This is a genomic window from Catellatospora vulcania, assembly GCF_009720385.1.
GTDB lineage: Bacteria > Actinomycetota > Actinomycetes > Mycobacteriales > Micromonosporaceae > Catellatospora > Catellatospora vulcania.
Window position 1 is genome coordinate 66,505 of record NZ_ML769301.1, and the last position, 25,418, is coordinate 91,922.

Consider the following 25,418-nt stretch of genomic DNA (forward strand, 5'->3'; position numbering starts at 1 on the left):
GTTCCGTGGGGCGACAACGGGCAGCACCATGGTCTCGTGGAGCATCGCCAGCGCACTCGCATGGCGCTCGCGGGTGCGGGTGCAGGCGATGGCCACGCTGCAGGGCAGTTCACGGCCGCAGACGCACATCCGGTCACCGGCGGGTCGATGTTGGGACAGGAGAGCCGCGGCAGCGGCGATCTGCCTGCGCGCGGCTTGAGCATCCTGAGCTTCGCTGATCACGGCGCCCTTTCTGGTGGGGCATACGGCCGGCGAGCTGCGTTGCATCGCGCGGTCTTACCGACACTGCGAGTGACCGTCGGAGCATATCGCCGCCGGCAGCGCGCAGTGATGATTCACCTGTGTCGTTCACGTGAACTGCTCGGCCCACCAAGCCGCCCGTCGTCTTGGCCCCGCTGTGCCGCGTTGTACACCGGTTGTACGCGTGCGGCCTTAGCATCCGCCTGCGCAACGATCTGCCGCGGTCGATCAGGTCCCTAGCCGCGTCGTGACCTGCGTGCCATCCCCGGATGCCACGGCCCCGGCGGCCGGGCCTCACCGAAAGGCACCCCTTGATCAGAGGACTTTCGCGCGCCCTCGCGGGCGTGTGCGCGACCCTGCTTGCCGTGCTCGCGGTCGGGGCAGGACCCGCCCGCGCGGCCGGCCCGATGCCGTTCTTCCAGCTGCCGTTCCCGTGCGGGGAGACGTGGCAGCTGGCCACCTACGTCGGTCACGGCGCCTACAACATCGACATGACCTTCACCGGCGGTGGCAGCAGCGGCCGGACCATCGTCGCCCCGTTCGGCGGGGCGGTCGCGAGCAAGGGCACCACACCTCTCGGCGGCAACTACGTGAAGCTGGATCACGGCAACGGCTGGCGCACCACCTACTACCACCTGATCGAGCAGTCGCCGCTCGGCGTCGGGCAGCAGGTCATCGGCGGCCAGCCGATCGCCCGGGTCGGCAGCACCGGCAACTCCACCGGACCGCACCTGCACTACGAGGTGTCCCGCGACGGCGTCAACACCGAGGCCTGGTTCAACGGCGTGCCCTCCGGCATCAACGAGGGTGCTTCGCCACGCAACGTCACCAGCGCCAACTGCGGCTCTGCCGCCGGGCAGGTGTACGAGGCGGCCAGCAACAACGGCTGGCGGCCGCAGGCGGTGTCCGGCGCCGCCGGACCGGTCACCGGGGTCGCCACGGCGGCCATCGGGCTCAACGGCGCCAAGATCCTGTACAGCCTGAACGGCGGCATGATCTTCGAGGCGGCCAGCAGCAACGGCTGGCGGAACCTGCACACCGGCGTCGTCGGAGCTCAGGGCACCGCGCTGGCCGCGCTCAACGTCAACGGCGTCAAGCTGATCTACAACGTCGTCGACGGGTATGTGCACGAGGCGGCCAGCAACAACGCCTGGCGCAACCTGAACACCGGTATCGGCGGGGTCGCCAACAACTCGATCGCGGCGATCCAGGTGTCCGGGGTCAAGTACATCTACAGCATCGTCGGCGGGTACGTGCACGAGGCCAGCAGCGCCAACGGCTGGCGCAACCTCAACACGGGCGTGCCCGGCTCGGCCGTCGCCGCGATGACCGTGGGCACCACGAAGATCCTCTACGTGCTCAACGGCGGCTCGGTGTACGAGGCGTCCAGTGCCAGTGGCTGGGCCAACAACTGGACCGGCATCTCCGGCATCCCCACCAACACCATCGCCGCGACCAACCTCAACGGCGTCAAGCTGATCTACACCACGGTCGGCGGATACGTGCACGAAGCGGCCAGCAACAACGCCTGGCGCAACCTCAACACCAACGTCGGCGGCACCCGGATCAGCGTGCTGACCCTCAGCGGAGTCAAGTACCTCTACGCCTCCTGAACTCCGGCCGGGGCCGCGGTCCGATCTTCCCCGAACGGGACCGTGGCCCCGGCCGTGGTGGCGGCATCTCCTCCCTGGCTGCATCTCCGTAGTGGTGCTCCCGGGCTGCCGAGATGACAAGTCTCATGTATATCTGTCTATATGCGAAACAATCTGATCCGGTTCACCGTCGCCGGACTCGTCGCCGGGCTGCTGTCCGCCGTGGCCACCGCCACTCCTGCCGCGGCCGACCCGGCACCCCGGACCACCAAGGGCCCCTGCCAGTACGCCGAAACCCCCGACGACCCGCCGGCGCGGCCGGTCGGGCTGCCCTTCGACCCGCGACACCAGCAGACCTGGAACACCCACGTCGTGCTCAACACCAGCCACGGCAAGATCACGATGACGCTGGACGCCGCCAAGGCCCCGTGTACCGTGCAGAGTTTCGAGCACCTGATCCTGCACCGGTTCTACCACAACACCAGCTGCCACCGGCTGACGGCGTATCCGACGCTGAAGGTGCTGCAGTGCGGTGACCCGTCCGGAACCGGCAGCGGCGGCCCCGGCTACCAGTACAAGGACGAGCTGCCCACCGACCTGCCGCCCGTGCCCGACCGGCCCGACCGCGTCTACTACCCGCGCGGCACCCTGGCCATGGCCAACGCCGGGCCGAACACCAATGGCAGCCAGTTCTTCCTGGTCTACGCCGACTCGATCCTGCGGCCCAACTACACCGTCTTCGGCACCATCGACGAAGCCGGCATGGCCGCCCTGGACGCGATCGCCGCCGGCGGGATCCAGCCGACTACCGAAGACCCGGCGCCCGTGGACGGCGCACCCGCGCTGACCGCCGACATCCAGCGCGCCTGCGTGCACCTGTTCCCGCTGCCGATCTGCTGAACGAACCCGAGCCTGCACCGGCTGAAGATGTGCCGCTGGGCCGAACTGGTGCCGGCCCAGCGGCACATCCGAGGTATTTCTGCCGATCTCTCGAGTGTTCACCATGGACTCGGTGCTTCCTGTGAGAGCGCTCTCGCCCGTATCGTCGGGATACCGCTATCCCCGGACGCGGCGGAGGGTGCAGGTGCCAGATGAGCAGGTCCAAGCCGACGATCGATGACGTCGCGAGGGTGGCGGGCGTGTCCCGGGCCACGGCGTCGCGTGTGATCAACAATGCGCCCGGGGCGTCCGGACCGTTGCGGGCGCGGGTGCGCGAGGCAGTGGCCGAACTCGGCTACCGGCCCAACGAGGCGGCGCGGGCGCTGGCTTCCGGCCGGCCCCGGGTGGTCGACGTGATCGCCGTGTCCTGCAACCTGCCCGGCGGCTGGCTGGGTTCGAACCCGTACTACAGCCGGGTCCTGGCCGGGATGATGCCGCTGCTGGAGGGGACCGGCGCGCAACTGCGCGTGCACGCTCTGAGCCACGAGACGGCAGCGGAGACGCTGGACGAGATCGCCGCCGGTGTCACCCTCGGCGCGGTGCTGTCCGACATCACCCCACCCCTGGCCGCGCGGTTCCACCGCCTGTGCCGCCGCGTGGTGTCGCTGGTGCCGACGGCGGCCACCGTTCCGGCGATGGTCGCCGACAACATCGGCGGGGCGTACACGGCGGTGACGCAACTGCACCGCCTCGGCCGCCGCCGGATCGCCGCGATCCACGGCCCGGCGATCAGCACCTGCGCCGCCGACCGGCGCATCGGGCACCTGCGCGCCGTCCAGCGGTTGGGGCTGGCCGAGATCAGCGCCGACGGCGCCTTCACCCGCGAAGGCGGCTACCACGCCCTGCAGCGCCTGCTGGAACTGCACCCGGACCTCGACGCGGTGTTCGTGGCCTGCGATCTCATGGCGGCAGGCGTGGTTCAGGCGCTCACCGCCGGTGGTCGGCGCGTGCCCGAGGACGTCAGCGTCATCGGGTTCGACGACAGCGTCGCCGCGGTCTGCGCGAACCCGCCGCTGACCACGATGCGGCTGCCGGTGGAGGAGATGGCCGCCGCCGCGGTGCGGCTGCTGCTGCACGGCGACGTGCCGCCCGGACACCGTGAGCTGTTCCCGGCCGAGCTCGTGCTGCGCCACAGCACCGGCCGCCTGACGGCCGCGTGAGCAGCGCCTCGGCACAGGGCGGCACTGCGCCGCCACGACCTGGCCGACGTGCGCGCGGAGGCGTTGCGCCTGGATCTGACCCCGTGACGCGGCTGTGCCGGCGTTGGAGCGGCAGCACTCAGCCGTAGGCCGCGACCCTGGCGGCGAGGGTGTGGTGACGCCGGATGCGAAACCCTGGGCGGAAGCCCTCCGTCCAGGGTTTGCGCGGGCCGGCGAAGTGCATGACACGCACGTCCTGCGCAGCGCGCTCCGCCTCGTCCATCGGCTCCAGCAGGAAACTGGCCATGTTGTTCCAGCGCGGCGGAAGCCGCAGCCAGCGCTGGTACGCGACCAGGTTCAGCGCGTCCTGGTCGGGGAACCGCAACCGGTCCGCGTGCTCGATCAGGTAGTCCAGGCAGCGCTCGGTCACCTGCGACTCGCGCCATTTCGCCAGATTCATCAGCATGACCCCGGAGTTGAAGTAGGGCGCATCGTCCGGGTGCTCCGGGCCCGACCCGGGGATGCCGCCGAAGGCGTCGAAGCGGTCACCGAACGCATCACGCACCGCGGCCAGCGGCACGCCGTCCAACGGCACCTGCCACAGCGGACTCAGATCCCCGCACACGTGGACGTCGGAGTCCAGGTAGAGCAGGCGGGTCGGCCCGTCGCCGATCAGCTCGGGCAACAGCAGGCGAAGGTACATGCCGGGACTGAGCCAGGCCAGCGCGTCGTGCTCGGCGACCGGCAGGGACCGGAACGCGTCACCGGTGGTGAGCAGGTGCAGTCGCCCCCGCCCGGCGAGCTGGCGCTGCAGCGAGCGTTCGTGCTCCTTGGCGACCTGATCGGTGGTCAGCAGCCAGTAGGTGATGTCGTCGCGTTCCCGGCAGTCGAGCACCGACTCCAGGGCGACCCGCGCATGCCCGGCGTAGGTCTCGTCGAACGCGAAGGCAATATCCACTCCGGCTGTATAGCAGAACACAACCGCAGAACTGAATACATCGATCGGAATCTGGCACGCGAAACGTAGAAATATTGCACTGTGTTCGTGGGAAATTGCGCGGCTGCCACACTCCGACCTCATGCGCGACTCTCCGCGGGAAGCCTTCTTTGGTCTATTTCGGTGCCTATGCACGATATAACCGTCGTGTGGTTATCCCAGCTTCCGCCGGCGCTGCGCCTGCCCGTTGCCTGCGGCTGGTCGCTGCCGTCTGGCGATCGCCGGCCGACCAACCTCGTTGGGCGCGACCGGCCCTGATGCTGCTCGCGACAGCGGCCACCTTGCTGTACGCGTGGGGCCTGTCGCGAAACCCGCTGCACCCCTACTACTCCGCCGCGGTCAGGAGCATGTCGGAGAGCTGGCACGCCTTCGTCTTCGGCGCCCTGGACCCCGCAGCCTCCATCACCGTGGACAAGCTGCCTGGCGCATTCATGGTGCAGGCGCTGTCCGCCCGGGTGTTCGGCTTCCACACCTGGTCGCTGATCCTGCCGCAGGTGGCCGAGAGTGTGGTCACCATCCTCGTGCTCTACCGGGCGGTGCGGCGGTGGCAGGGCCCGGCGGCCGGCATTCTGGCAGCCGGCGCGTATGCGACGACACCGGTCGTGGCTGTGCTCGCCCGCAGCCAGATCTCCGACACGCTGCTGGTCATGCTGCTGGTGCTGGCCGCCGACGCGTGGACCCGTGCGGTCGCCGACGGCCGGCTGCGCCACCTGCTGCTGTCCGGGCTGTTCGTCGGACTGGCATTCCAGACGAAGATGGCGCAGGCCTGGGGTGTGCTGCCCGCGCTGGCCATCGTGTACCTGATCGCCGCCCCGGTGCCGCTGCGCGCCAGGCTCGGCCGGCTCGGCCTCGCCGGCCTGTTCACCGTGGCCGTATCGCTGCTCTACGTCAGCGCCGTGATGCTCTTTCCCGCCACGTACCGCCCGTACGCGGACGGGTCACCCAACAACTCGCTCTTCTACACGGTGTTCCAGTACAACCTCCTCAGCCGGTACAGCATCGGCGCCGAGGCCGGACCCGAGCTCGGCGGATCGCCGTTCATGTTCAGCGACGGCGTCGCACCGCAGGTCGGCTGGCTCTACCCGCTGGCCCTGGCGGGGCTGGCGGCCGGCTTCGTCTGGCGGGGCCGGGCGCCGCGCACCGACCTGGTCCGGGCCGGCTACCTGATGTGGGGCTTGTGGCTGTTCACCCACGCGGCGGCGTTCTCCAGCGGTCGGGTGGCACACGAGTTCTATGTCATCGCAGCAGCCCCGGCGATCGCGGCGCTCGCCGGCGGCGGGGCCGTCACGCTGTGGGCCGCCTGGCGCTGCGGCGGGCGGCGGAGCTGGGCCCTGCCCGCCACCATCGTGTTCACGATGGCCTGGACGATCCACCTTTCGCTGCACTTCCGCACCTTCCTGCCCTGGCTCGCAGCATCCGCCGCAGTGCTCGCCGTGCCGGCCGTCGCCGGGCTGGTCGCCGTGCCGCCCCTGCGGGCCCGCTACCGGCGGCTCGGTTTGGCGGCCGGCATCAGGCGCAGCGTCCGGATCGCCGCCGTCAGCACCGTTTTCGGTGTCGTCGCATGCGTGATCACACCAGCCGGCTGGGCGGCGTCCAGCGTCGACAGCGCGTACCGGGGGAGCGGGGCCGATCCGGCAGCCGGCCCGCGCACCGACTCCGGGACAGGCGGCCCTCCTGGCCTCATCGCCCGCCTCCCCGGGTCCGGAGGGCTCTACGGCGAGGGGTCCGGCGCCGGATCAGACCCGGACACGCCGACCGGAATGCCGCCTGTGGGCGGGTCCGCTAGCGCGGACGGGCCCGCGCCCGCGAGCCCGTCCGGGGACGGCGGCTTCGCTCCGAACGTCAGCGACACACCCGGCGAAGACACCAGAGCGCTGCTGAAATACCTGAAGAGCAGCCAGCCCGGCCGCACCTACCTGTTCGCCGCCCAAGGCCTGCAGGCCCTGCCGTACCTCCGCGCGGGCGCATCGGTCCTGCCGCTGGGCGGTTTCTCCGGCCGGGTGCCGTTCCCCACCGTCGACCGCCTCGAACAGCTCATCACCGCCGGCGAGCTGCGGTACGTCCTGATCGGCGGAGGCGTGCCTTTCAACAGGTTCGCGGCCGGCGACCGCGGCGGTGGCGAAGGCAACGCCACTGCCGTCGCGACCTGGGTCACCGCCCACTGCGTCGCCATCGACGCGAACGGCACGCAGGTCCACGACTGCGCGACTCGCTGAGCCAGGCCGAGCGCTCCGAAATGCAGGACGCCCCGCAGGGCCGTTCACCGCTGCGGGGCGCCTCGGCAAGGGTGAAAGTGCGGTCGATGTGGATGCCGAGATCGTCCCGACCGGCCCGCTGTCGGCCCACCGATGTAGTGTCATGGCAGCTCATGAGCGGGCCTGGGCATGTCGAAGGAGAGGGCGGGATGCGCCACCCCGCGATGCCTCGGACCGCGTGACCGGAGGAGTCGATGCTGGGATGACGGCCAAGCGACCGATGCCCACACAGGACGACGTACTCGGGTACTTCGACACGCTGTCGAACTGGGGGCGGTGGGGCGGCGAGGACGAACTCGGGACGCTGAACCACATCACCGACGACGTCCGGCTGGCGGCGGCGCGGGCCGTGCGCCACGGCAGGAGCGTGTCGTGCGCATGGGAGGTCGCCGTGCCGGAAGACATGGAGCGGTCGACGACGACATGCCCGTGCGCGGCCGACATGCCCGGTGCCGAGAACATGCCGGTGGCCGCGTTCCACGCCGACCGGCGCTGGGGCTTCTCGTCCGAGCAGCTCGGCATCGCGTTCCACGGCAACACCATCACCCACGTCGACTCGCCGTGCCACATCTTCTGGGACGGCACGATGTACAACGGGCGGTCGCACTCGTTGGTCGACGGCGCGACAGGCTCGGCGTGGGCGGCCGTCACGGCGGCGGCGAACGGCATCATCACGCGTGGTGTCCTGCTGGACATCGCGGGGGTCCGGGACGTGCCCTGGTTGGAGCCGGGGCAGGGGGTGTTTCCCGAAGATCTCGAGGAGGCCGAGCGTCGCCAAGGTGTCCGGGTGCGACCCGGCGACGCGGTGCTCCTGCGCACCGGCTACGGCCGCTTCCGGCACGAGAACGGTGCGGCCGGCGGTTTCACGCAGGCCGGCTGGCACGCTTCCTGCCTGCCCTGGCTGCATGAACGCCAGGTCGCGCTGATCGGCGCCGACACCCCCCAGGACGTCCAGCCGTCGGGGTACCCGGACGTCCTGATGCCGGTTCACGCCGTGAGCCTCGTCGCCATGGGCCTGTGGATGCTCGACAACTGTGACCTGGAGCAGTGCGCGAAGACGGCCGCCGAGCTCGGCCAATGGGACTTCCACCTCGCAGTCGCGCCGGTCCGCTTCGCCGGTACGTCCGGCAGCCCGGTCAACCCGATCGCCACGTTCTGACCGCGGCACGTCCGCCCGGCCGAAGACAGGCGGTGCTGGACGTGCCGGCCAGGGCCGCCCGCTCAGGTCAGCCCTCGACTCCGTCGTGCCAGGTCGGTACCGTGCCCGCGTGGGTATCCACCTGGTCGACATCGGGCCTGACAGCTGGGCCCAGGACGAGATCACGTCCGGCATCCGCGTACTGCTCGACCGTGCCCTCGCCGAGCGCGGCCTCGGCCCCTACCCCGGGCCGCCGCGCGAGGCTCCGCCGGAGGAGAGCTTCGAGGAGAAGATCTCTCCGACCCCGTTCAACGGGCGGTCGCGCACGCCGCCCTGTCTGTGCGCGACCTCGCCGGCCACCGGCGCCCACGGCGTGAGAAACCAGGCGGTCGTGCCCTCAGTGTCGGCGAGGCGGGTCAGGAGGCGGTCCCGGCTTTGACCGCGGCGCCCGCGATGACCACCTCCAGGCAGTCGCGGAACAGGTCGTCCACGGTGCGGCCAGGGCGGAAGTACTCGGTGATCGCGGCCACCGCGGTCGGGTGCCGTTCGGTGAACGCGGTCAGGTCGAAGTCTTTCAGCGCCTCGGCGTCCGGGCGGGGGGACTGTTCTTCGAGCACGTGGCCGACCGTGAAGCGCTCGACGGTCAGGACGATCACGCGGGCTTCTCGCAGCGGCAGGCCGCGCGCCACCAGGGTGCTCATCGCCAGTTCGGAGATCGCTGCCATGGTGGCGGAGAGCTGGGCGGCGGAGATGACCCGGGCGCCGTCGGGATGGGCGAGCAGCGCCCGGCGCAGCCGCTCGGCGAGGCCGCTCAGCCAGTCCGGCCAGTGTTGATCCGGCTCGGGCGGCGACAGGTCGCCGAACTCCTGGTCGAGGATCGCGTCGGCGATCGCGGTGACCAGCGCCGCCTTGTTGGGCAGATGCCAGTAGAGGGTCGGCGATCGCACGCCCAGCCGCGCGGCGAGTCTGCGCGTCGTCACGCCGTCGAGACCCTCGGCGTCCAGCAGGGCGACGGCCTCGGCGACGATCCGCTGTCGGTCCAGTGCCAACTCACTACCTCCCTTGGGCACTCTATCAGTGCTAGAGTCTCTCTATCACTGATAGAGAGGGAGATGGGATGACGGACAAACACTCGTTCCGCGGCCTGCTGCACCGGGCGACACATCGCATTCCGGGAGTCCCCGCGCACGCCGAGCGGCCGGCCGGGCACCAGGGCACGGCGGTCCAGGGCCGCGCGCGCCGCCGCGGCGTCGCCTCTCACCCTTCGCCGGACCACCGGAGGAACCACTCGTCCGGCCGTCCTCCCCGGTTCATGCCGGCCTGGCAGCGCCGGGTCGCGGCGTTCTTCGGCCGGGAGCTGTGATCAAGGCGGCGGTGCCGCGGGAGATCGGTGGCATCCTCGCCACGAGGACTCCCGGGTCCGCAGCCGGTGACGACGAGGTGGTCATTCGGCTTCCAGCAGGTCGAAGCCACCCCGTCGCCGCCCTCACCGCGCCGATCTCAGGAGATCGCAGGCGCTAGGACGTCTTGACGTAGACGTCGTGCGCGGCCTGCACGTAGTAGATGTTGGTGAAGGTGACCTGCACGAAGCAGGTGCTGCCGAAGCTCTCACAGTTGGTCTGCGGGACCCCGCCGTTGATCATGCCGGTGGCCTTGACCTTGCCCGCGTCGGCGGCGGTGACGACGAAGACCGGCCCGCCGCTGCCACCAGGCCGACCGCCGGCCTGCCCTGCTGCTGAGTCGCCAGCGACGAGCGCACCACGATCCCGCTCGGCGCGAGCACGTGCTCGAAGCTGGTGAGGTTGATGACGACGTCGCAGTGCGCGCCCGTCGCCGCCCCGGACGTGCAGACGTACTGGCCGGGCAGGTTGCCGATCACGCCGACGACGGGCTTGGAGAACTCCCCGACCCCGACGCCGCCGTCGTACCGTCAAGACGCACCTCGGCCGGGTGCTGATGAAGCTCGGGCTGCGCGACCGCGCCCAGGCGGTGGCGCTGGCCTACCAGAGCGGCCTGGTCGTGCCCGGCACGGTTCCGAGCCCCGACCCGGCGCCTGGTCAATTCCGTGGCCTTCCGTATTGACGGCCGGGCGCCCCGCCGGACCGGTTCAGTCCCGCCCGGCTGGTGGCACCTGCCTGCTCGCTTGAGCTTGACACGGTGACAAGGTCTTCACTGCGGCGTAGGAGGTGGCCATGACCACGCAGGAGCAGGACACCAATCTGAGGCAGGCCCTCCGGGGGCTGGCGCACCGCGACCCGTCGGTCAGGCTGCGGGCGGCGCTGGCGGTCGGCACGACCCCCGACGCGCGATCCGTCGCCAAGCTCATCGAGCGTTGCGCCGTCGAACCCGAGTTCTACGTACGCGAGATGCTCACCTGGGCGCTCACCCGCCAGCCGCCGCCGGTCACGGTCCCGATTCTCGTCGATGAACTCCGCTCGGAGTATGCGCAGGCGCGCAGCCAGGCCCTGCACACGCTCTCCAAGATCGGGGACCGGCGGGCCTGGCCGGCGATCACCCGGGCGCTGCTGACCGACCCCGACGACACGGTGGCGCAGAGCGCCTGGCGAGCTGCCGTGGTGCTGGTGCCCGAAGGGGGACAATCCGAGTTGGCGGCCGTCCTGGCGACGCAACTCGGGCGCGGCGGGCGCGAGACGCAGCTGAGCCTCAGCCGTGCGCTGATCGCGCTCGGCGAGGTGATCATGCCGATCGTGCACGCCGCGAGCACGGACCGTGACTCCGGTGTACGCCGGCATGCGCTCGCCACGCGACAGCTGTGGCTCGACCCGGACGCCGGCTTCCAGCTCGCTGTCGAGCAGGCGAAACGTGTCGCGGCCCTGGGCGCGGCGGGGGAGAAGGGATGACCGGCAGTGCTGATCGGTGAGGTGGCCCGGCGATCCGGGGTCAGCGCCCGCATGCTCCGCCACTACGACTCGCTGGGCCTGGTGCGGCCGACCGAGCGCAGCGGCACCGGCTATCGGGAGTACTCCGCCGACGACATCCGGCGGATCTTCCACATCGAGAGCCTGCGGTCACTCGGACTGTCGCTGCGTGAGGTCGGGCGCGCCCTCGACGATCCCGACTTCACGCCCGCAAGCCTCGTCGACGACCTCGTCCGGCAGACGCTCGACCGCATCGCGAACGAGACGGAACTGCTCACCCGGCTGCGCCGGATCGGCGCCGCGGAGCCCAGCGGCTGGGACGACGTCCTGCAGATCGTCGCACTGCTGCAGGCGCTGGGCTCGGACAGCGCCGGCAGGCGCCAGCGCGCGGCGCTGTCCTCGGCAGCAGGGGACCCCATGCCGGTGGAGGCACTGGTCGAGGCGGCGCTGAGCGAGGACGACCCGAACGTGGCCGGAGCCCTGCGCTGGGCGCTGGCCCGGTCGGGCGACGGCGGCCTGGCGCTGCTGGCGCAAGGCCTCGGCGCGGCAGAAGCCGCGGTGCGCAAGCGTGCCGTCCAAGCCATCGCCGCGATCGGCAACGATGCCGCGAACACCCTGCTGCACGACGCGCTCACGAACGCCGACATCGTGGTCCGCAGGTATGCGGCCCTGGCGCTCGGACCGCACGGTGTGGCGGACACCATCCCGACGCTCATTGACATGGTCGTGGCGGAGGTGAACGACGTCGACGCGGCCGACGCCCTGAGCGCCCTGGCCGGCGACCCGGCCTGCGCGGATCGGATCGCCGCCGGGCTCGTCGCCCACCTCGACTCCGGTGCCGCAGACTCGTCGGCGCGCCGACGGCTGACCCAGGCGCTCGCCGGCATCCCCGGGAGCGCCGCCTCCCGCGCGCTGGCGGAGCTGGCACAGGACGAGGACCGTGGCGTTGCGCTGACTGCGGCGTACATCATCCGGCTGCGCGACGCGGGTGACAGTGGCGGACGCTGATCCGCGGCGGGCGGGTCGGCGCCTCGGCGGCGGTTGTGGACCGCCCCCGGTGGAGCCGGCCGGTGTCAACCGTTCCAATGATCGCCGGTAGTGCAGGTCGGCATCCTGAAGCCGGCCCAGCCGGAGGTGGGCGAGCCCGAGACTGCGTGGATGAAGCCCGCGGCGTAGTTGACATCCGGGCCCACCTTGACGGGGTCGGTCCCATATGGTCGGCGGTATGACGTCAGTGGATGCCGCCAGTGCCTTCGACTCACTGCTATCGGACGCCGTTCCTGACCGGGAGGCGCTGCGCCGGGTCTACGAACTCCCCGGCGACGCGGCCGTGCGCAAGCAGATGACCGAACTCACCGAGCAGACCCGGCGGCTGATCGGCTGCTCCTCGCTGGTCCTGGTCGCCAGCGTGGACGCCGAGGGCAACTGTGACGTCACGCCGCGCGGCGGCCCCGCCGGCTTCGTCGCCGTCCTGGACGCGCGGACGTTGGCGATACCGGACGCGACCGGCAACAAGCGCCTGGACACCATGCAGAACGTGGTCGCCACCGGGCGGGCCGGCCTGCTGTTCGTCATCCCGGGACGCACCACGACCCTCAGGGTCAACGGCCGGGCCTGCGTCTCCACCCGCCCTGAACTTCTGTCGCAGCTGACCGCCGTGGGCAAACCGCCGGCCAGCGCGCTGGTGCTGGGGATCGAGGAGGTCTACCCGCACTGCCCGAAGGCGCTGCTGCGCAGCGGGGTCTGGCAGCCGGAGCAGTGGCTGCCGGCGGACGCCCAGCCGACCTCAGCCGAGGTGACCCTGGCTCAGCTACGTATGCCGGAGCTGACGATCGCCGACATCGAGCAGTCCGAGGCGGACTCGCTGAAGTACCGGTATGAGTGACGGGCCGCACGGCGACGGCGGTTCGCCGCGGTCTCCCGCGGGGACACGGTCCGGATCGTCGAAGCGCGCGCGGCGTCGTGTCACAGGAACGCTCTGCCCTGCGATTCGAAGAAGCAGAGCGGCGCCGACTCGCCGTACTTGGCCGTCATCTCGGTCTCGGCGCGGTCGGGGTCGATCGTGCCGACCTCGACGCACTCGCCGTCGTACCGCAGCTGGATGAGGTTCAGCTCGAGGCCTCGCGAGCGCCAGTACGCGTCGTCCGCCGTGACCGTCGTGCGCACCTGCGCCAGCTCGCCCGCCGAATGGGCCGCGTCGCGCAGCCGGACCTGCGCCGCCCACGGCTGTGCGGCCACAGCGGCATCGAACTCCGCGGAGCTCTTACGCCACACGATCACCCGGCCCGCCGGGACGTCAGTGAAGACCCCCGCGAACACGTCCGGAAAACGCTGCTTGCCGACGGCCGTCACCGCGTCGGCTATGCCGTCGAGCTGCTCCTGGCCCGCGGGAGGGCTCGACTCCCCGCAGGCGGCGACCGAAAGCACGGCCGCTACCGCAAGTGCGGCTGCCGTGACCTGGTGGCGCTTCATGGGCCGAACTCCTTCATCCGGTGGAGGCCGGGCCGCCGGCGTTCGGCAGCCCGGCCGGTGTGGTCATCCGGTCACGATCGTCGCCCCTCGGCGGGACAGCTCCCCTGACACGTCGGTGAAGAGAAAGCGCTTGTAGCAGACGCGGCCGAACGACAGGTCGCCCGTGCAGGTGGCCGGGTAGTTCGTGAGGCCGGCGCTGATGACCCCCTTCGCGATGACCTTGCCGTTGTCCGGGGAGGGCAGGGAGAAGACGGGGCCGCCGCTGTCGCCCTCGCCGACCGCGTTGGCTCCGTCGGTCCTGTAAGCGCTGACGAACGGTCCGGTGGTGCCGACGTGGACGTCGATGTTCAGCACCTGGATGCTGCAGCGGATGCCCGAGGCGGATCCCGACGTGCAGACCCAGTTCCCGTTGTTGGTGGGGGAAGCGCCCTGCACCAGCTTCCAGTTCGAGACGCTGTTCCAGGGACCGTCCCACACCCGGCCCTGAAGAGCGACGGAGCTGGAGATGACGGCTGTGTCGTACTCGTAGTCCGCGCCCTGTTCGTAGCCGATCAGGTCCTTGCCGCCGTCGTGGACGGCGGTGTTGACGCCCTTCATGCAGTGCTGGGCATAGAGCGAGAAGTACGAGGTTCCCTTCTTGATCGCGAAGGACGTCGTGCACAGCGGTTCGTTGTACGCCATGTCCCAGGTCCGGCCACCGGCCCAGTGAGGCGGTGAGTCGTTGTTGCGTGACACGAAGGCGCGGCCGTGGGTCTCCTCGCCGATGACCACGGTGACTTCCGGATCGCCGGCGAGCGACCGGACCCTGGCGTCACCGCTGCGGCCGGCCCGCGGGCGCACGAGCACACCGCTCGCATCGGTCATCGACTCCACCTCCCCGAACTCCGGATTGCCGGTCAGACGCCGGACGCCGGCGGCGAGTTCCCGCTGGGTGTACTTCGCCGGCAGCACCTTCACGGGCACGGTCTGCCGCTCGGCGTCGATAACCGCCTGCACGGACTGCGGCACCGCGCCCTTCCAGAAGATCTTCAGGTGACGGTTCTCCGGTGCGGCGATCACCGTGCCCAGGCCGGAGTCGGGCAGTTTCGCCGCCTCCGTGGTGATCGCCAGCGCCGCGCTGTTCATCTGCTCCTGGACGGCGAACAGCTCACCCCAGGTCTTGAAACCGCCGGGCACGGGTTCGGTGATGACGGTGGGGCGGAGCACGTCGTCGGCAGTCGCGGGTGGCGCGATCGCCAGGAACGGCATGACGACGACCAGCGCCGTGAGCGCGAGTCTCGGCGTTTTCCTTCTCAACAGTTCTCCCCGTGTCGAACGGCATGCCGCGGACCGCGTCACACCTGATCTTGTCTAATGCGGACACAGGTTATCGAGATGCGTCGTATTCCGCTGCCCCCGTCACGGACCGGTCCAAGTGGATCGACGGGGAACCCTGTCTTTCGGCGTCACTGTCTGCGGCGAGCAGTGGCCGGATCGCCCTCATCCGTGGGCAGCGGACGGCGACCGGTGCGCTTCGGCGGCTCCGAGCTTGCCGACAGCGCCTGCGCCTGAGTCGCTTACCACGCGGCCCGTACTGGTCATTTTGCCGATTCCCGGGTGGGAGGTTTCTGCTGGAATCGACGCCTGCCGATCGAGTCTGATCCTTGGCCATCGGGAGCAGGCGCGTCTCGCGCATCCGACAGAACAGCGCCGGCACATTCGATCAGGCGCTTGCAGAAGGGATCTCCGACATGTCTCGCACCAGCCGCCGACTCCGAGCCCTCGGTGCGGTGTCCATCAGTCTCCTCGCCCTGGGCGCCGTCCTGGCTGTCATGCCTCCCGCCGCCTCCGCCGCCACCTCGATCTACAGCGAGACCTTCACCAGCGGGCTGGGCGCCTTCACCACGTCCGGCTCCGTCACGAACAGTGCGGGCAGCGCCCGGCTGGCGGCATCATTGATCGCTGACCCGTCCATGACGTCCGCGCCCATCCGCCTGATCGGATACAGCGGGGTGACGGTGTCGTACACGCGGGCGGCGTCCGGGCTCGACCTCGGCGAGAGCTTCACCGTGGGTTACTCGGTGGACGGCGGCTCGTTCGCCACGCTGGAATCCGCCCGCACGGCCACCGGCGCGGTGTCGTTCAACCTGCCGGCCTCGGTCAACGGCCGCGACCTGCGGCTGCGGTTCTCGCTGGACGCCAGCAGCATCCTGGAGACGCTGACCGTCGACAACGTGCTCGTTCAGGGCGACCCTGTCGGCGGTCCGAGCCCAACCGGTTCACCGACCGGCTCACCTGGCGGCTCGTTGCCCCCGGTGAGCGACGTGACGAGGCCTGGACCGTACGCGGTGACCATCGACCAGACCGCCGGACCCGGCGACGACGGGTGGCTGGTGTACCCGACGAACGCCGGCCAGAACGGGGTGGATCACCCGGTCTTCGTCTGGGGCCCGGGTGCGGGGTCCGACCCGGCCGCCTACGAGGACATGCTGCGCCAGTGGGCCTCGCACGGGTTTGTCGTCTACAGCGAGGTCTCCTCCAGCAGCGGCGACTACATGGTCGACGCCCTTGATTGGCTGGAGGACGAGAATGCCAGGTCGAGCAGCCCGCTGTACCAGGATCTCGATCTGTCCGAGGTGGCCTTCGGCGGGCATTCCCGAGGCTCGATCGGGACATTCGACGTGGCGAGTGAGCCGCGGCTGAAGACCACGATCCACGTCGCCGGCGGCTCATTCGACGGCAACGGGCCGAGCAGTCTGCGCAACCCGGCCCTCTACATCGGCGGCGACGGCGACTTTGCCACCTCGAACGTCGAGCGCGACTACACCAACACCCGGGTGCCGGTGTGGTTCAACATCCTCGACAACACCGACCACATCATGGCCACCCGCAACGCCCAGCACATCATCACCGCCTGGCTGCGGTGGCACCTGGCCGACGAGGAGTTCCGTCGCACGGAGAACTTCCTGAGGTCCGACTGCACCTTCTGCAACCTGGGCGAAGTCGCCTACAAGAACTGGTGACGGCGCGCTGACCGCACGATGCCGCCCCGTCCTCACGGCGACGGGGCGGCCGCGGTGACGGCGGCGGCAGCGCAACGGTAAGATCATTCATCCGACCCTGCCTCGGACACCGTCCCTGAGCTGTGCGTTCACCAACCTGGAAGGCGTCGACCAGTTCATGCATGTTGTCGCACCCGAGTCGGTCCACACCAGGCAGGCCGCCCCGTGAACGGCTCGCCCGTCGTGTTGACCGAGATCACCGGCCGACTGGGCCGGATCACCCTCAACCGGCCGCGGGCCATCAACGCGCTGACCACCGAGATGGTCATGCTCATGCAGCGGACGCTCGACCTGTGGGCCACCGGCGACCAGGTCCGGACCGTGTTGATCACCGGGGCCGGCGACCGAGGGCTCTGCGCGGGAGGCGACATCCGCGCGATCCACGCCGACGCGGTGTCCGGCGGGAGCGCCTCCCTGGACTTCTGGGCCCGCGAATACCGGCTCGACGCCACTGTCGCTCGATACCGCAAACCCGTCGTGGCCTGGATGGACGGCCTGGTGATGGGAGGCGGCATCGGGATCTCGGCACACGCACGCGTGCGGATCGTCACCGAACGATCGCGGCTGGCGATGCCGGAGGTCGGCATCGGCTTCCACCCCGACGTGGGAGGCAGCTGGCTGCTGTCGCACGCACCCGGTCAGGTCGGCACACACCTCGCCCTGACGGGGACGTCCGTCGGGGCCGCTGACGCCGTCCACGCCGGGCTCGCCGACCACTTCGTGCCCGCCGAACGGCTGCCACAGCTGGTCAAGGCGCTGGCCGACGCCGACGCCGACGCCGACGGCGCCGTTGCCGCGCACGAACTCGCACCGCCGGGCGGCGAACTGGCCGGCTGCCGGGAGTGGATCGACCGGTGCTACGCCGCCGACTCCGTACCCGAGATCGTCGACCGGCTGAGGTCCGATCCGGCCCCGGGTGCACGCGCGGCCGCGGAGGTGATCGCCACCAGGTCGCCGACCGCGGTGACGGTCACCTTGCGGTCGCTGCGCGCCGCCGCGCGGCTGCCGTCACTGGAAGCCGCACTGGCGCAGGAGTACCGGCTGTCGGCGGCGATGCTGAGGTCGGCGGACTTCGCCGAAGGGGTACGCGCCCAGATCATCGACAAGGATCGCAGCCCCCGGTGGCACCCGGCCGTCCTCGCCGACGTCGACGCCGACACCGTCGCCGGCTACTTCGCGCCTACCGCCGACGACCTCGACCTGACCGCACCGGGACCAGGCTGAGCACCGGGTCGCGGCGTCGCCGACGAACCCGGTGCCGCGTGCGGAGACAGCCGCCCCGCGTGGCTACGCGGTGGCGGCTGTCCCGACCGTCAGGCGCGGGTGATCCGCACCGCGTCGGCGATCACGTAGCCGGTGCCGGACGTCCAGCGGCTGACCCCGACCACGTTGGCGTCGCCCGCGGCCAGGCGGAACACGCCGAGTGACACCCACCGGCCGCCGTTGACGCGCTGGTTGACCCGAACGGTCTGGTTGCCGCTGGTCGTGGACACGATGTACGGCGTCGCATCGTTGTAGCCGGCGTTGGCCGGATACCAGACGGACACCTCGTAGTCGGCGGTCTGCGGGATGCTCACCCGGTACCAGGCGGCGTCGCTGGCCAGCACGGGGTCGGCGAAACGGTAGTCGGGGCCGTACCGCTCGGTCGAGTAGGTGGAGGCGCCCCAGTTGGCCCCGGCGGTGAACCTGCCCGCGGTGCTGTTGTCGACTGTCGTGCTCCACGGCTGGGCCGTCGAGACGAACCCGATGCCGTTCGGGACCGGGCGCTGCGCGCCGTCCGAGGGCGTGTTGCGCACGGAGGTCGACGTGGCCCCGGGCATGCGCGCCACCAGGGTGCTCGAACCGCCGCCGTCGAGATTTATCGCGTCGTCGGCGCCCAGCGACTTCATGTACGCGGCCAGTTCCACATAGGTCATGCCGACGCTCGCGGTCGAGCGGCCGTCGACGACCACCAGCCACATCTTGAGCCCGTCGGCGGAGAAGCCGACCGCGGTGCGCGGATTCTTCGGGTGCGAGACGGTGGTGGCCACGCCGTCCTTGACGAGCACGAGGTTGCCGCCGATCGCCACCTGCGCTGCCCCGTCGCCGCCCCGCGGCGCGTAGTTGACGGTGACGGCGGCGCCGACCGCGAGACCGGCGAGGGCGTCCGCGCCGGCGTTCACGCCGAGCACGACGACGGTCCCGTTGGCCACCTTGCCGCCCGGGGTGGTGCTGACCTTCGTCACCTTCCCGCCGGTCACCTCGATCTCGCGGGACCGGGTGGCGCCGTCGAGCACCTTGCTGCGCGGCTCGTCGCCCCAGAGCGGGTTGTAGACCCCGATGCCGTTGGCGGCGATGTTCGGTGAGTTGAGGTTCGTGGCAGTGAGCCGTGCGCCGCCGGGCAGGGTGACGGTCGCGTCGAGGAAGATCTCGGCCAGCCCGCCGCGGCCGGCCGCCCCGTTGGCGTAGAGCGCCGCGACGGTGTTCCAGCCCGTGGCCGGGCCGTGCAGGAGCGTGCCGCCGTCCAGGCCGATGCCGCGCGGTGCGCCGGTCTCACCGATGTCGAAGAAGTCGCCGTTGACGGCGGCGACCGCCCCGACCCGGTTGGCCTGGGTGGTCAACGCGGCGGTCGCGCCGACGGTGCCGGGGTTGAGGTATCGGGGTTTGAGCGTCGGCTCGGCCAGGTTGGCGGTCAGGATGTTGACCTGGTTGGGCCCGCTGATGGAGGTGCTGGTCAGCGTGAGGCCGGGCGCGAGGGAGGTGGTGGCCAGCGTGCCGACGTCGGCTACGACGGCGACCGTGGCGGGGGTGGGCACCGCGGTCGCGGCGGTGGGCAGCGCACCCGTGCCCGTGAGGGCGAGCAGGGCGGAAAGCAGGACAGCGAGGGCTGGTCGGCGCATGACATCTCCTGGTCGGAGGGGGCGAGGTGGTGATGCGTCGCGTGTAGATAAGTGTCGCTTAGTTGCAGTTTCCTGACAAGAATCTTCGCCCCCCTGACATCGATGGACATCAGCGATGGGGATCGGGAGCCTGCGGAGGACGGGCCGCGCCGTGCGCGCCCACCACGGCTCCCGGTCGGCCGACCGGGGAGCCGGGCTCGGGCTGTTCGCTCTGCCCGTAGCGAACTCGGCTGTCAGGTCATGGCTCGCCCGGTTATAAAGAACCATGTTGAATCCGGCGGAGCGGGCTCGCGCCCAGGCGACTCCGCGTCGGGTGCTGTTGCGCTCGGCGCTGGGCGAATCACTGCGGCGCCTGCGCCTCGAACAGGGGCGAACGCTGGCCGAGGTCTCGCTGGCGGCGCGGATCTCGATGCCCTACCTGTCCGAGGTCGAGCGCGGCCTCAAGGAGGTCTCCTCCGAGGTGCTCGCGGCGTTGTGCGCGGCGCTGGGCATCGAGCTGGCAGAACTGCTCGTCTCCGTCGCCTTCCACATCTCGTCGGACAGCGGCACGCACGTGGTGATTCCCGCCCGGCGCGCAGAGGCGGGGCGGTTCGAGGTGGCGGCGCCGCCGAGCCGGCGACCCGGCGACGCCTACGCCCTGGCCGCCTAGTCCTTCGACGTCGTCTTCACGGTGCTGATGACCTGGTCGGCCAGGCCGTACGCGACGGCTTCACCGGCACTGAACGTCTTGTGCCGGTCCAGGTCGTGCCGGATCTTCGTCGCGGGGTGACCGGTGTGGCGGCTGAGGATGTCGTCCATCTCGGCGCGCACGCGGGCTACGTCGCGCGCCCGTATCGCCAGGTCGGGCAGCGTGCCCTGGGCCACGTCGAAGGAGCCCTCCTCGGTGGACGGCTGGTGCAGCACCACCTTGGCGTGCCGCAGCACCGCCCGCTTGCCGGCCGTGCCCGCCGCCAGCAGCACGGCCGCGGCCGAGGACGCCTGCCCCACGCACAGGGTGGACACATCCGGCCGGACGTACTGCATCGTGTCGTAGATCGCGGTCAGCGCGCTGTACGAGCCGCCCCGGGAGTTGATGTAGAAGAAGATGTCCAGGTCGGCGCTCTCGGACTGCAGGTGCAGCAGCTGCGCGATGATCACGTTGGCGACGTCGTCGGTGATCTCCGTGCCGAGGAAGACGATCCGCTCCGACAGCAGCCGCGAGTAGATGTCGAAGGCCCGCTCGCCGCGCGAGGTCCGCTCGACGACGGTGGGAATCGTGTACTGGCCCATGGCCCTACACCCCCATCCGCTGCTTGACCACGCGCGGGCGGATGTCGTCCAGGTGCTCGACGATGTGATCGACCATTCCGTAGTCCAGCGCCTCCTGCGCGCTGAACCAGCGATCGCGTTGCCCGTCCTCGACGATCGTCGCCACCGGCCGGCCGGTGTGCCCGGCGGTCAGCGCGCTCATCATGGTGCTGATCCGGTCCAGCTGACCGGCGTAGATCTCCACGTCGGCGGCGGTGCCGCCCAGTCCCGCCGAGCCCTGGTGCATGAGGATCTGCGCACTGGGCAGGGCGAACCGTTTGCCCGGCGTCCCGGCGCACAGCAGGAACTGCGCCATGCTGCCCGCCAGCCCCATCGCCACGGTGATCACATCATTGGGGATGAGCCGCATCATGTCGTACACGGCCAGCCCGGCGAGCACCGAACCGCCCCGCGAGTTCAGGTACAGCGCGACGTCGCGCCGCGGGTCCTCGGCGGAAAGCGCCAGGAGCTGGGCGCTTATCCGGTTGGCGACCTCGTCCTCGACGTCGGATCCGAGCACGATGATCCGCTCGTGCAGTAGTCGTTTGCTGATCTCGTCGTCCAGCGTGGCGGTGGCGCCCATGTGTGCACTCCTGTTCCTCGGGTCGTTCACCGTCCACGATCGGGCCCGAGGGCGCGGCATACCAAGGCAATCTGCTGCTGGCGACTTAGCCGAGAGCAGATCGGAGTCAGACCGCCGGCGGGTGCCTGCGGGCCGCGGTGACCGGCCCGACCTGGCCTTGGGCAGCCGGTCAGGCCGGTCGACGGCGGTGACCCGAGCTAGGCCGGTACGGTGCCGGCGAGGTACGCCTTGATCTGGTCGATCTCCAGGGCGTTGAAGACCTCGGGCTGGTCGGCCGCCTGGTTGGAATTGATGATCCGCTTGAACAGGTTGTAGTGCGCCATCGACTTCAGCCCCATGACGCGGTTGGGGGTGACCAGGTAGCCGGTGCCGCCGGTGCTCCAGATGAGGTACATCATGCCGTCCTTGGTGAGGATCGATGGGGGAGTGCCCGGCGCGCCCGCGTAAGGCGCGCCGGCGAGGATCGACTCGGGATCGACCCGGGTGCCGCCGGGCTGCGTGATCTCCAGATGCAGGTGCGGGCCGGTCGAGTGGCCGGTCGAACCGACGTTGCCGAGATGCTGTCCGGCGGCCACCTGCGCGCCCCTGCCCACGACCGGCGCCTCCCGCATGTGCGCGTACAGGCTGCGCCATCCGTCGCTGTGCAGGACGCTGACATAGTTGCCGAACCCGCCGGCGCTGTAGCCGACCTCGGCCACGCTGCCCGCGGCGACGGCACGGATCGGGTAGCCCAGGATTCCGGAAGTGCTGTAGTCGGTGCCGTAGTGGAACCGGGACTCGCCGGTGATCGGGTCGGTCCGCCAGCCGAACACACCCGTGATCGAGACCCACTTGTCGAACGGCCGGTTCCAGCGGGGCGTGGCGCCGTACGCCGCTTCGGCCAGCCAAGCCTCCGGGATGACACCGGCCGCCAGCGTCGTGGCGATCAGTCCGAGCAAGAGCTGCCGCCGGTCGACACGGCCCGGCGTGTCCGGCGGCGCGGGTTCATACGTTGCTGGCATGCGTTCCTTCCTGCCGTAGCGGTCCCCGACCGTGGCCCGGCACGCGGACGGTGTCCGTCGGCGGCCGGCCCCGTCAGGATCGGTGCGCTCACATCCTGCGTCGCGGCGCACACACATCCGCTCATACGCCGCCTCACCCCACTGGTCGAGGTCGTGGCTGCGGGCGGCCCGGACGAGGCGCAGGCGAAAGCTTGAATCACCATCATCGATCTGACAATATCGACAACCATCGTGCTCCGGCATTCGGCGTCATCGGCAGCCCACGATCAAAAGTCGGGGCTTGCGGATACGCCGGCAGCGCCTCGTGCGACTGACTGTCCACCACCCCTGGAAGGAAGCCACATGCGGTTCCCCCACCGCGCAATGCTTGTTCTCGTGCTGCTCACCGCCACCCTCCCGGTGTCGACAGCAGGTGCGAGCGCGGCGGTGTCGCCCCAGGCGGCGCTGGCCCAGATCGAGGAGCGCGTCTACGTCGAGTCCAGTGTGGACTCCAACGGGGACGGGCGGCTCGATCGGATCGCCATCGACATCGCCCGCCCGTCAACCGGCGGGCCGGTCCCCGTCGTGTTCGAGCAGAGCCCGTACCGCAACGGCCTGGCCAACGCCGCCAACCACGGCGTGAACGTCAGCGCCCTGCCGCAGGAGAGCCTGTTCCCGCTCGCACCGGGCACGCCGCCCACGGCCGGGCCGGGCGTGAACGTCGCCAGGCCGGTGCCGGACCTGCCTGACTGGTACGACGACTACTTCGTGCCCAAGGGGTACGCGGTCGTGCTCGGCCACAGCCTCGGCACCGGCGACTCGGACGGCTGCCCGACCAGCGGAGACATGCAGGAGACGCTGGCCACTACCGCGGTCGTGGACTGGCTCAACGGTCGCGCCCGCGGCTTCAGCGCATCGGGCGCGCAGGTGACGGCGTCCTGGAGCACCGGCAACGTCGGCATGATCGGTGTCTCGTACAACGGCACGCTGCCGAACATGGCCGCCGCCACCGGCGTCGCCGGGCTCAAGGCGATCGTGCCGATCTCGGCGATCTCCAGCTGGTACGACTACTACCGGGCGAACGGTCTCGTCGTCGCCCCGGGCGGATACCAGGGCGAGGACGCCGACGTGCTGGCCCGTGCCGTGGTCGACCGGACCGGCTGCACGAGCCGGATCAGCCAGCTCGAGACCGACCAGGACCGGGTCACCGGCGACTGGAAGCAGTTCTGGGCCGACCGGGACTACGTCGGCAAGGCCGACCGGGTCACCGCGGGCGTGTTCGTCATCCACGGCCAGGCCGACTGGAACGTCAAGGGCCAGCACTACGCGCAGTGGTGGGACGCGCTGCGGGCCAACAACGTGCCGCGCAAGATCTGGCTGCACAACGGCGGCCACGGCACGACCTCGCGCGCGGACTACAAGGCGACGGTCGAGCGCTGGTTCGAGTACTTCCTGAAGGGCATCGACAACGGCGTCCTCGCCGGGCCCCGGGCCGAGGTGCAGTTCAAGGACGGCACCTGGCGCCAGTACGCCGACTGGCCCAACCCCGGCGCCACCGACGCCGTGCTCAAGCTCGACGCGACCTCGGCCACCGCACCCGGCGGGCTGACGCTCGGCACGCCGACCGGCGCCTCGCCGCAGCAGTTCACCGACAACGGGCGGACCAGCATGGCCACGACACTGGTCGCGAACCCGGACAGCACGAACGGCAACCGGCTGGTCTACCGGACCGGCAACCTGGCCGCCGCGGTCACGCTGACCGGCTCGCCGCGGGTCTCGCTCCGGCTCGCCGTCACCAACCGCAACGACGCCAACGTGACCGCGCTACTGGTCGACTACGGCGGCACCGGCACCAGCACCACCCCCGTGATCGTCACCCGCGGCTGGATCGACCCGCAGAACCGCAACAGCCGCGCCACCAGCGAGAAGGTCGTGCAGGGCACGGAGTACACGCTGAACTTCGCCATGCAGCCCAAGGACTACGTGTTCGCGGCCGGCCACCGGATCGGCCTCGTGGTGATCTCCACCGACTACGACTACACGCTGCGCCCGCCGGCCGGCGCCGTGCTGCGGCTCAACCCGCTCGCCAGCACCCTGACGATCGCGCAGACCGGCCTGGCCACCGGCAACGAGTACCCGATCTCGGTGTCCCCGTCGGCGGGCGCGACCAACCCGGGCGGCACGGTGACCACGACCGTCGGCACGGTGGTGACCGGCGGTTCCCCGCAGAGCGTGGCGCTGTCGGCGTCCGGGCTGCCGGCGGGATCGACCGCGTCGTTCAACCCGTCGACCGTGACGTCCGGCGGCAGCTCCACGCTGACGGTGAGCACGGCCGCCTCGACCGCGCCCGGCACGTACCAGGTCACCATCACCGGGACGCGCCCCGGTGCCACCCACTACGCGGTCTACACGCTCACCGTCAACGGGCCCGCCGCGTGCCGGGCGACCAATCCCACTGACGTGGCGATCCCGGACGCGGGGGCGGCGGTGGAAAGCACGATCACCATCAGCGGCTGCCCGGGGACGGCGTCGCCGACGTCGACGGCGGAGGTGCACATCGTCCATCCGTACCGCGGCGACCTCGTGGTCAGCCTGGTCGCACCGGACGGGTCGAGCTACCCGCTGAGCAACCGCTCCGGCGGCAGCGCCGACGACATCCACCAGACCTTCACCGCGAACCTGTCCAGCGAAGCCGCCAACGGCACGTGGCGGCTTCGCGTACAGGACGCGGCGGCAGCCGATGTCGGCCGGATCGACACCTGGACGCTGACCCTCGGCTGACAGGCGGCGCATCGGCGCGGCTCCGCGACGACCGCCCGACGGTGGTCGTCGCGGAGCCGCCCGCACGGGCCGCATTCACCAGAGAAGTCACCCGCGCCCCCGCCCCACCCCGGCCGTTTGGCATGCTGGAAGGCGAGTTTTGCGACTGGCGGCACAAGGATGGGAACGACCATCGGGGAGCGAGCCGCGGAAGCCGACCGCCTGGGCGACCGCGTG

23 protein-coding genes, 2 pseudogenes and 1 riboswitch are annotated in these 25,418 nt (G+C 70.6%); of the genes and pseudogenes, 15 read left to right on the forward strand and 10 right to left on the reverse strand.

The features are described from left to right. The first annotated feature begins 584 nt into the window (after window positions 1–584). From F6W97_RS00310 to F6W97_RS00320, 3 genes are all read left to right on the forward strand, one after another. On the forward strand, window positions 585–1,853 hold the full coding sequence (locus F6W97_RS00310) for a M23 family metallopeptidase (protein WP_230686281.1): 1,269 nt from the start codon (window positions 585–587) through the stop codon (window positions 1,851–1,853). Between the two features lie 141 nt (window positions 1,854–1,994). Next, window positions 1,995–2,732, forward strand: a complete 738-nt coding sequence (locus tag F6W97_RS00315) for a peptidylprolyl isomerase (RefSeq protein ID WP_155368041.1) — start codon at window positions 1,995–1,997, stop codon at window positions 2,730–2,732. A 191-nt stretch (window positions 2,733–2,923) separates the two neighbouring features. Next, the gene (locus tag F6W97_RS00320) at window positions 2,924–3,931 is read left to right on the forward strand and encodes a LacI family DNA-binding transcriptional regulator (protein ID WP_155368042.1); all 1,008 of its coding nucleotides are present in this window, start codon (window positions 2,924–2,926) and stop codon (window positions 3,929–3,931) included. A 118-nt stretch (window positions 3,932–4,049) separates the two neighbouring features. On the opposite strand, the gene F6W97_RS00325 is transcribed toward F6W97_RS00320, so the two are convergent. Next, complete coding sequence (locus tag F6W97_RS00325) at window positions 4,050–4,868, reverse strand: glycosyltransferase family 8 protein (protein ID WP_196278906.1); 819 nt, start codon at window positions 4,866–4,868, stop codon at window positions 4,050–4,052. 296 nt (window positions 4,869–5,164) lie between these two features. Here F6W97_RS00325 and F6W97_RS00330 point away from each other — a divergent pair, with 296 nt between their 5' ends. The 3 genes from F6W97_RS00330 (at window position 5,165) to F6W97_RS00340 (ending at window position 8,739) form a co-directional block, all read left to right on the forward strand. After that, window positions 5,165–7,123, forward strand: a complete 1,959-nt coding sequence (locus tag F6W97_RS00330; protein WP_155368044.1) for an ArnT family glycosyltransferase — start codon at window positions 5,165–5,167, stop codon at window positions 7,121–7,123. A gap of 88 nt (window positions 7,124–7,211) precedes the next feature. Next, the gene (locus tag F6W97_RS00335) at window positions 7,212–8,321 is read left to right on the forward strand and encodes a cyclase family protein (RefSeq protein WP_230686282.1); all 1,110 of its coding nucleotides are present in this window, start codon (window positions 7,212–7,214) and stop codon (window positions 8,319–8,321) included. A 109-nt stretch (window positions 8,322–8,430) separates the two neighbouring features. After that, window positions 8,431–8,739: a hypothetical protein gene (locus F6W97_RS00340; RefSeq protein WP_155368045.1), complete on the forward strand. Its 309-nt coding sequence runs from the start codon at window positions 8,431–8,433 to the stop codon at window positions 8,737–8,739. On the opposite strand, the gene F6W97_RS00345 is transcribed toward F6W97_RS00340, so the two are convergent. Next, a complete protein-coding gene (locus F6W97_RS00345) occupies window positions 8,717–9,349 on the reverse strand; it encodes a TetR/AcrR family transcriptional regulator C-terminal domain-containing protein (protein ID WP_155368046.1) in 633 nt (210 codons plus the stop codon). The two genes, F6W97_RS00340 and F6W97_RS00345, sit on opposite strands and share 23 nt — an antisense overlap. Window positions 9,350–9,417: 68 nt before the next feature. Here F6W97_RS00345 and F6W97_RS00350 point away from each other — a divergent pair, with 68 nt between their 5' ends. After that, a complete protein-coding gene (locus F6W97_RS00350) occupies window positions 9,418–9,663 on the forward strand; it encodes a hypothetical protein (protein WP_155368047.1) in 246 nt (81 codons plus the stop codon). Window positions 9,664–9,817: 154 nt separating this feature from the next. Here F6W97_RS00350 and F6W97_RS41165 read toward each other — a convergent pair whose 3' ends face one another. Together F6W97_RS41165 and F6W97_RS00355 are read right to left on the reverse strand one after the other, a co-directional pair. Then, entirely contained in the window at window positions 9,818–9,943 is a 126-nt protein-coding gene (locus tag F6W97_RS41165; protein ID WP_269059659.1) for a hypothetical protein, read from the reverse strand. Beyond that, window positions 9,940–10,179, reverse strand: coding sequence for a hypothetical protein (locus F6W97_RS00355; protein ID WP_155368048.1), 240 nt, complete (start codon window positions 10,177–10,179; stop codon window positions 9,940–9,942). The genes F6W97_RS41165 and F6W97_RS00355 overlap by 4 nt, the downstream gene beginning before the upstream one ends. A 44-nt stretch (window positions 10,180–10,223) precedes the next feature. Here F6W97_RS00355 and F6W97_RS00360 point away from each other — a divergent pair. The 4 genes and pseudogenes from F6W97_RS00360 to F6W97_RS00375 all read left to right on the forward strand — a co-directional run. Next, window positions 10,224–10,382, forward strand: a pseudogene (locus F6W97_RS00360) (response regulator transcription factor); the annotation flags it as partial. A 110-nt stretch (window positions 10,383–10,492) separates the two neighbouring features. Continuing rightward, window positions 10,493–11,161, forward strand: a complete 669-nt coding sequence (locus F6W97_RS00365) for a HEAT repeat domain-containing protein (protein ID WP_155368049.1) — start codon at window positions 10,493–10,495, stop codon at window positions 11,159–11,161. Window positions 11,162–11,167: 6 nt separating this feature from the next. Beyond that, window positions 11,168–12,187 (forward strand): MerR family transcriptional regulator, encoded by a 1,020-nt coding sequence (locus tag F6W97_RS00370; RefSeq protein ID WP_155368050.1) that lies wholly within the window; start codon window positions 11,168–11,170, stop codon window positions 12,185–12,187. Between the two features lie 217 nt (window positions 12,188–12,404). Continuing rightward, window positions 12,405–13,064, forward strand: a complete 660-nt coding sequence (locus tag F6W97_RS00375; RefSeq protein WP_155368051.1) for an MSMEG_1061 family FMN-dependent PPOX-type flavoprotein — start codon at window positions 12,405–12,407, stop codon at window positions 13,062–13,064. 80 nt (window positions 13,065–13,144) lie between these two features. On the opposite strand, the gene F6W97_RS00380 is transcribed toward F6W97_RS00375, so the two are convergent. Both F6W97_RS00380 and F6W97_RS00385 read right to left on the reverse strand, forming a co-directional pair. Continuing rightward, window positions 13,145–13,651 carry a hypothetical protein gene (locus F6W97_RS00380; RefSeq protein ID WP_155368052.1) on the reverse strand — a complete coding sequence of 169 codons (507 nt, stop codon included), beginning with the start codon at window positions 13,649–13,651 and terminating at the stop codon, window positions 13,145–13,147. A gap of 63 nt (window positions 13,652–13,714) precedes the next feature. After that, window positions 13,715–14,947, reverse strand: coding sequence for a chymotrypsin family serine protease (locus tag F6W97_RS00385; protein ID WP_155368053.1), 1,233 nt, complete (start codon window positions 14,945–14,947; stop codon window positions 13,715–13,717). A 473-nt stretch (window positions 14,948–15,420) separates the two neighbouring features. Between F6W97_RS00385 and F6W97_RS00390 the strand changes: the two genes are divergently transcribed. After that, window positions 15,421–16,653, forward strand: coding sequence for a poly(ethylene terephthalate) hydrolase family protein (locus F6W97_RS00390; protein ID WP_196278907.1), 1,233 nt, complete (start codon window positions 15,421–15,423; stop codon window positions 16,651–16,653). 204 nt (window positions 16,654–16,857) lie between these two features. Beyond that, on the forward strand, window positions 16,858–17,916 hold the full coding sequence (locus F6W97_RS00395; RefSeq protein ID WP_155368055.1) for an enoyl-CoA hydratase/isomerase family protein: 1,059 nt from the start codon (window positions 16,858–16,860) through the stop codon (window positions 17,914–17,916). Window positions 17,917–18,005: 89 nt separating this feature from the next. On the opposite strand, the gene F6W97_RS00400 is transcribed toward F6W97_RS00395, so the two are convergent. Next, window positions 18,006–19,571 carry a golvesin C-terminal-like domain-containing protein gene (locus tag F6W97_RS00400; protein WP_155368056.1) on the reverse strand — a complete coding sequence of 522 codons (1,566 nt, stop codon included), beginning with the start codon at window positions 19,569–19,571 and terminating at the stop codon, window positions 18,006–18,008. Window positions 19,572–19,836: 265 nt separating this feature from the next. Here F6W97_RS00400 and F6W97_RS40360 point away from each other — a divergent pair. Then, window positions 19,837–20,082, forward strand: a pseudogene (locus F6W97_RS40360) (helix-turn-helix domain-containing protein); the annotation flags it as partial. Window positions 20,083–20,216: 134 nt separating this feature from the next. Here F6W97_RS40360 and F6W97_RS00410 read toward each other — a convergent pair. The 3 genes from F6W97_RS00410 to F6W97_RS00420 form a co-directional block, all read right to left on the reverse strand. After that, window positions 20,217–20,840, reverse strand: coding sequence for an ATP-dependent Clp protease proteolytic subunit (locus tag F6W97_RS00410; RefSeq protein WP_155368058.1), 624 nt, complete (start codon window positions 20,838–20,840; stop codon window positions 20,217–20,219). A 4-nt stretch (window positions 20,841–20,844) separates the two neighbouring features. Next, window positions 20,845–21,441, reverse strand: coding sequence for a ClpP family protease (locus tag F6W97_RS00415; protein ID WP_155368059.1), 597 nt, complete (start codon window positions 21,439–21,441; stop codon window positions 20,845–20,847). Window positions 21,442–21,638: 197 nt separating this feature from the next. Continuing rightward, window positions 21,639–22,442: a M23 family metallopeptidase gene (locus tag F6W97_RS00420; protein WP_196278908.1), complete on the reverse strand. Its 804-nt coding sequence runs from the start codon at window positions 22,440–22,442 to the stop codon at window positions 21,639–21,641. 342 nt (window positions 22,443–22,784) lie between these two features. Here F6W97_RS00420 and F6W97_RS00425 point away from each other — a divergent pair, with 342 nt between their 5' ends. After that, window positions 22,785–25,202, forward strand: coding sequence for a Xaa-Pro dipeptidyl-peptidase (locus tag F6W97_RS00425; protein WP_196278909.1), 2,418 nt, complete (start codon window positions 22,785–22,787; stop codon window positions 25,200–25,202). Window positions 25,203–25,333: 131 nt separating this feature from the next. Then, a riboswitch (ZMP/ZTP riboswitch) is annotated at window positions 25,334–25,416 on the forward strand. Window positions 25,417–25,418 lie beyond the last annotated feature (2 nt).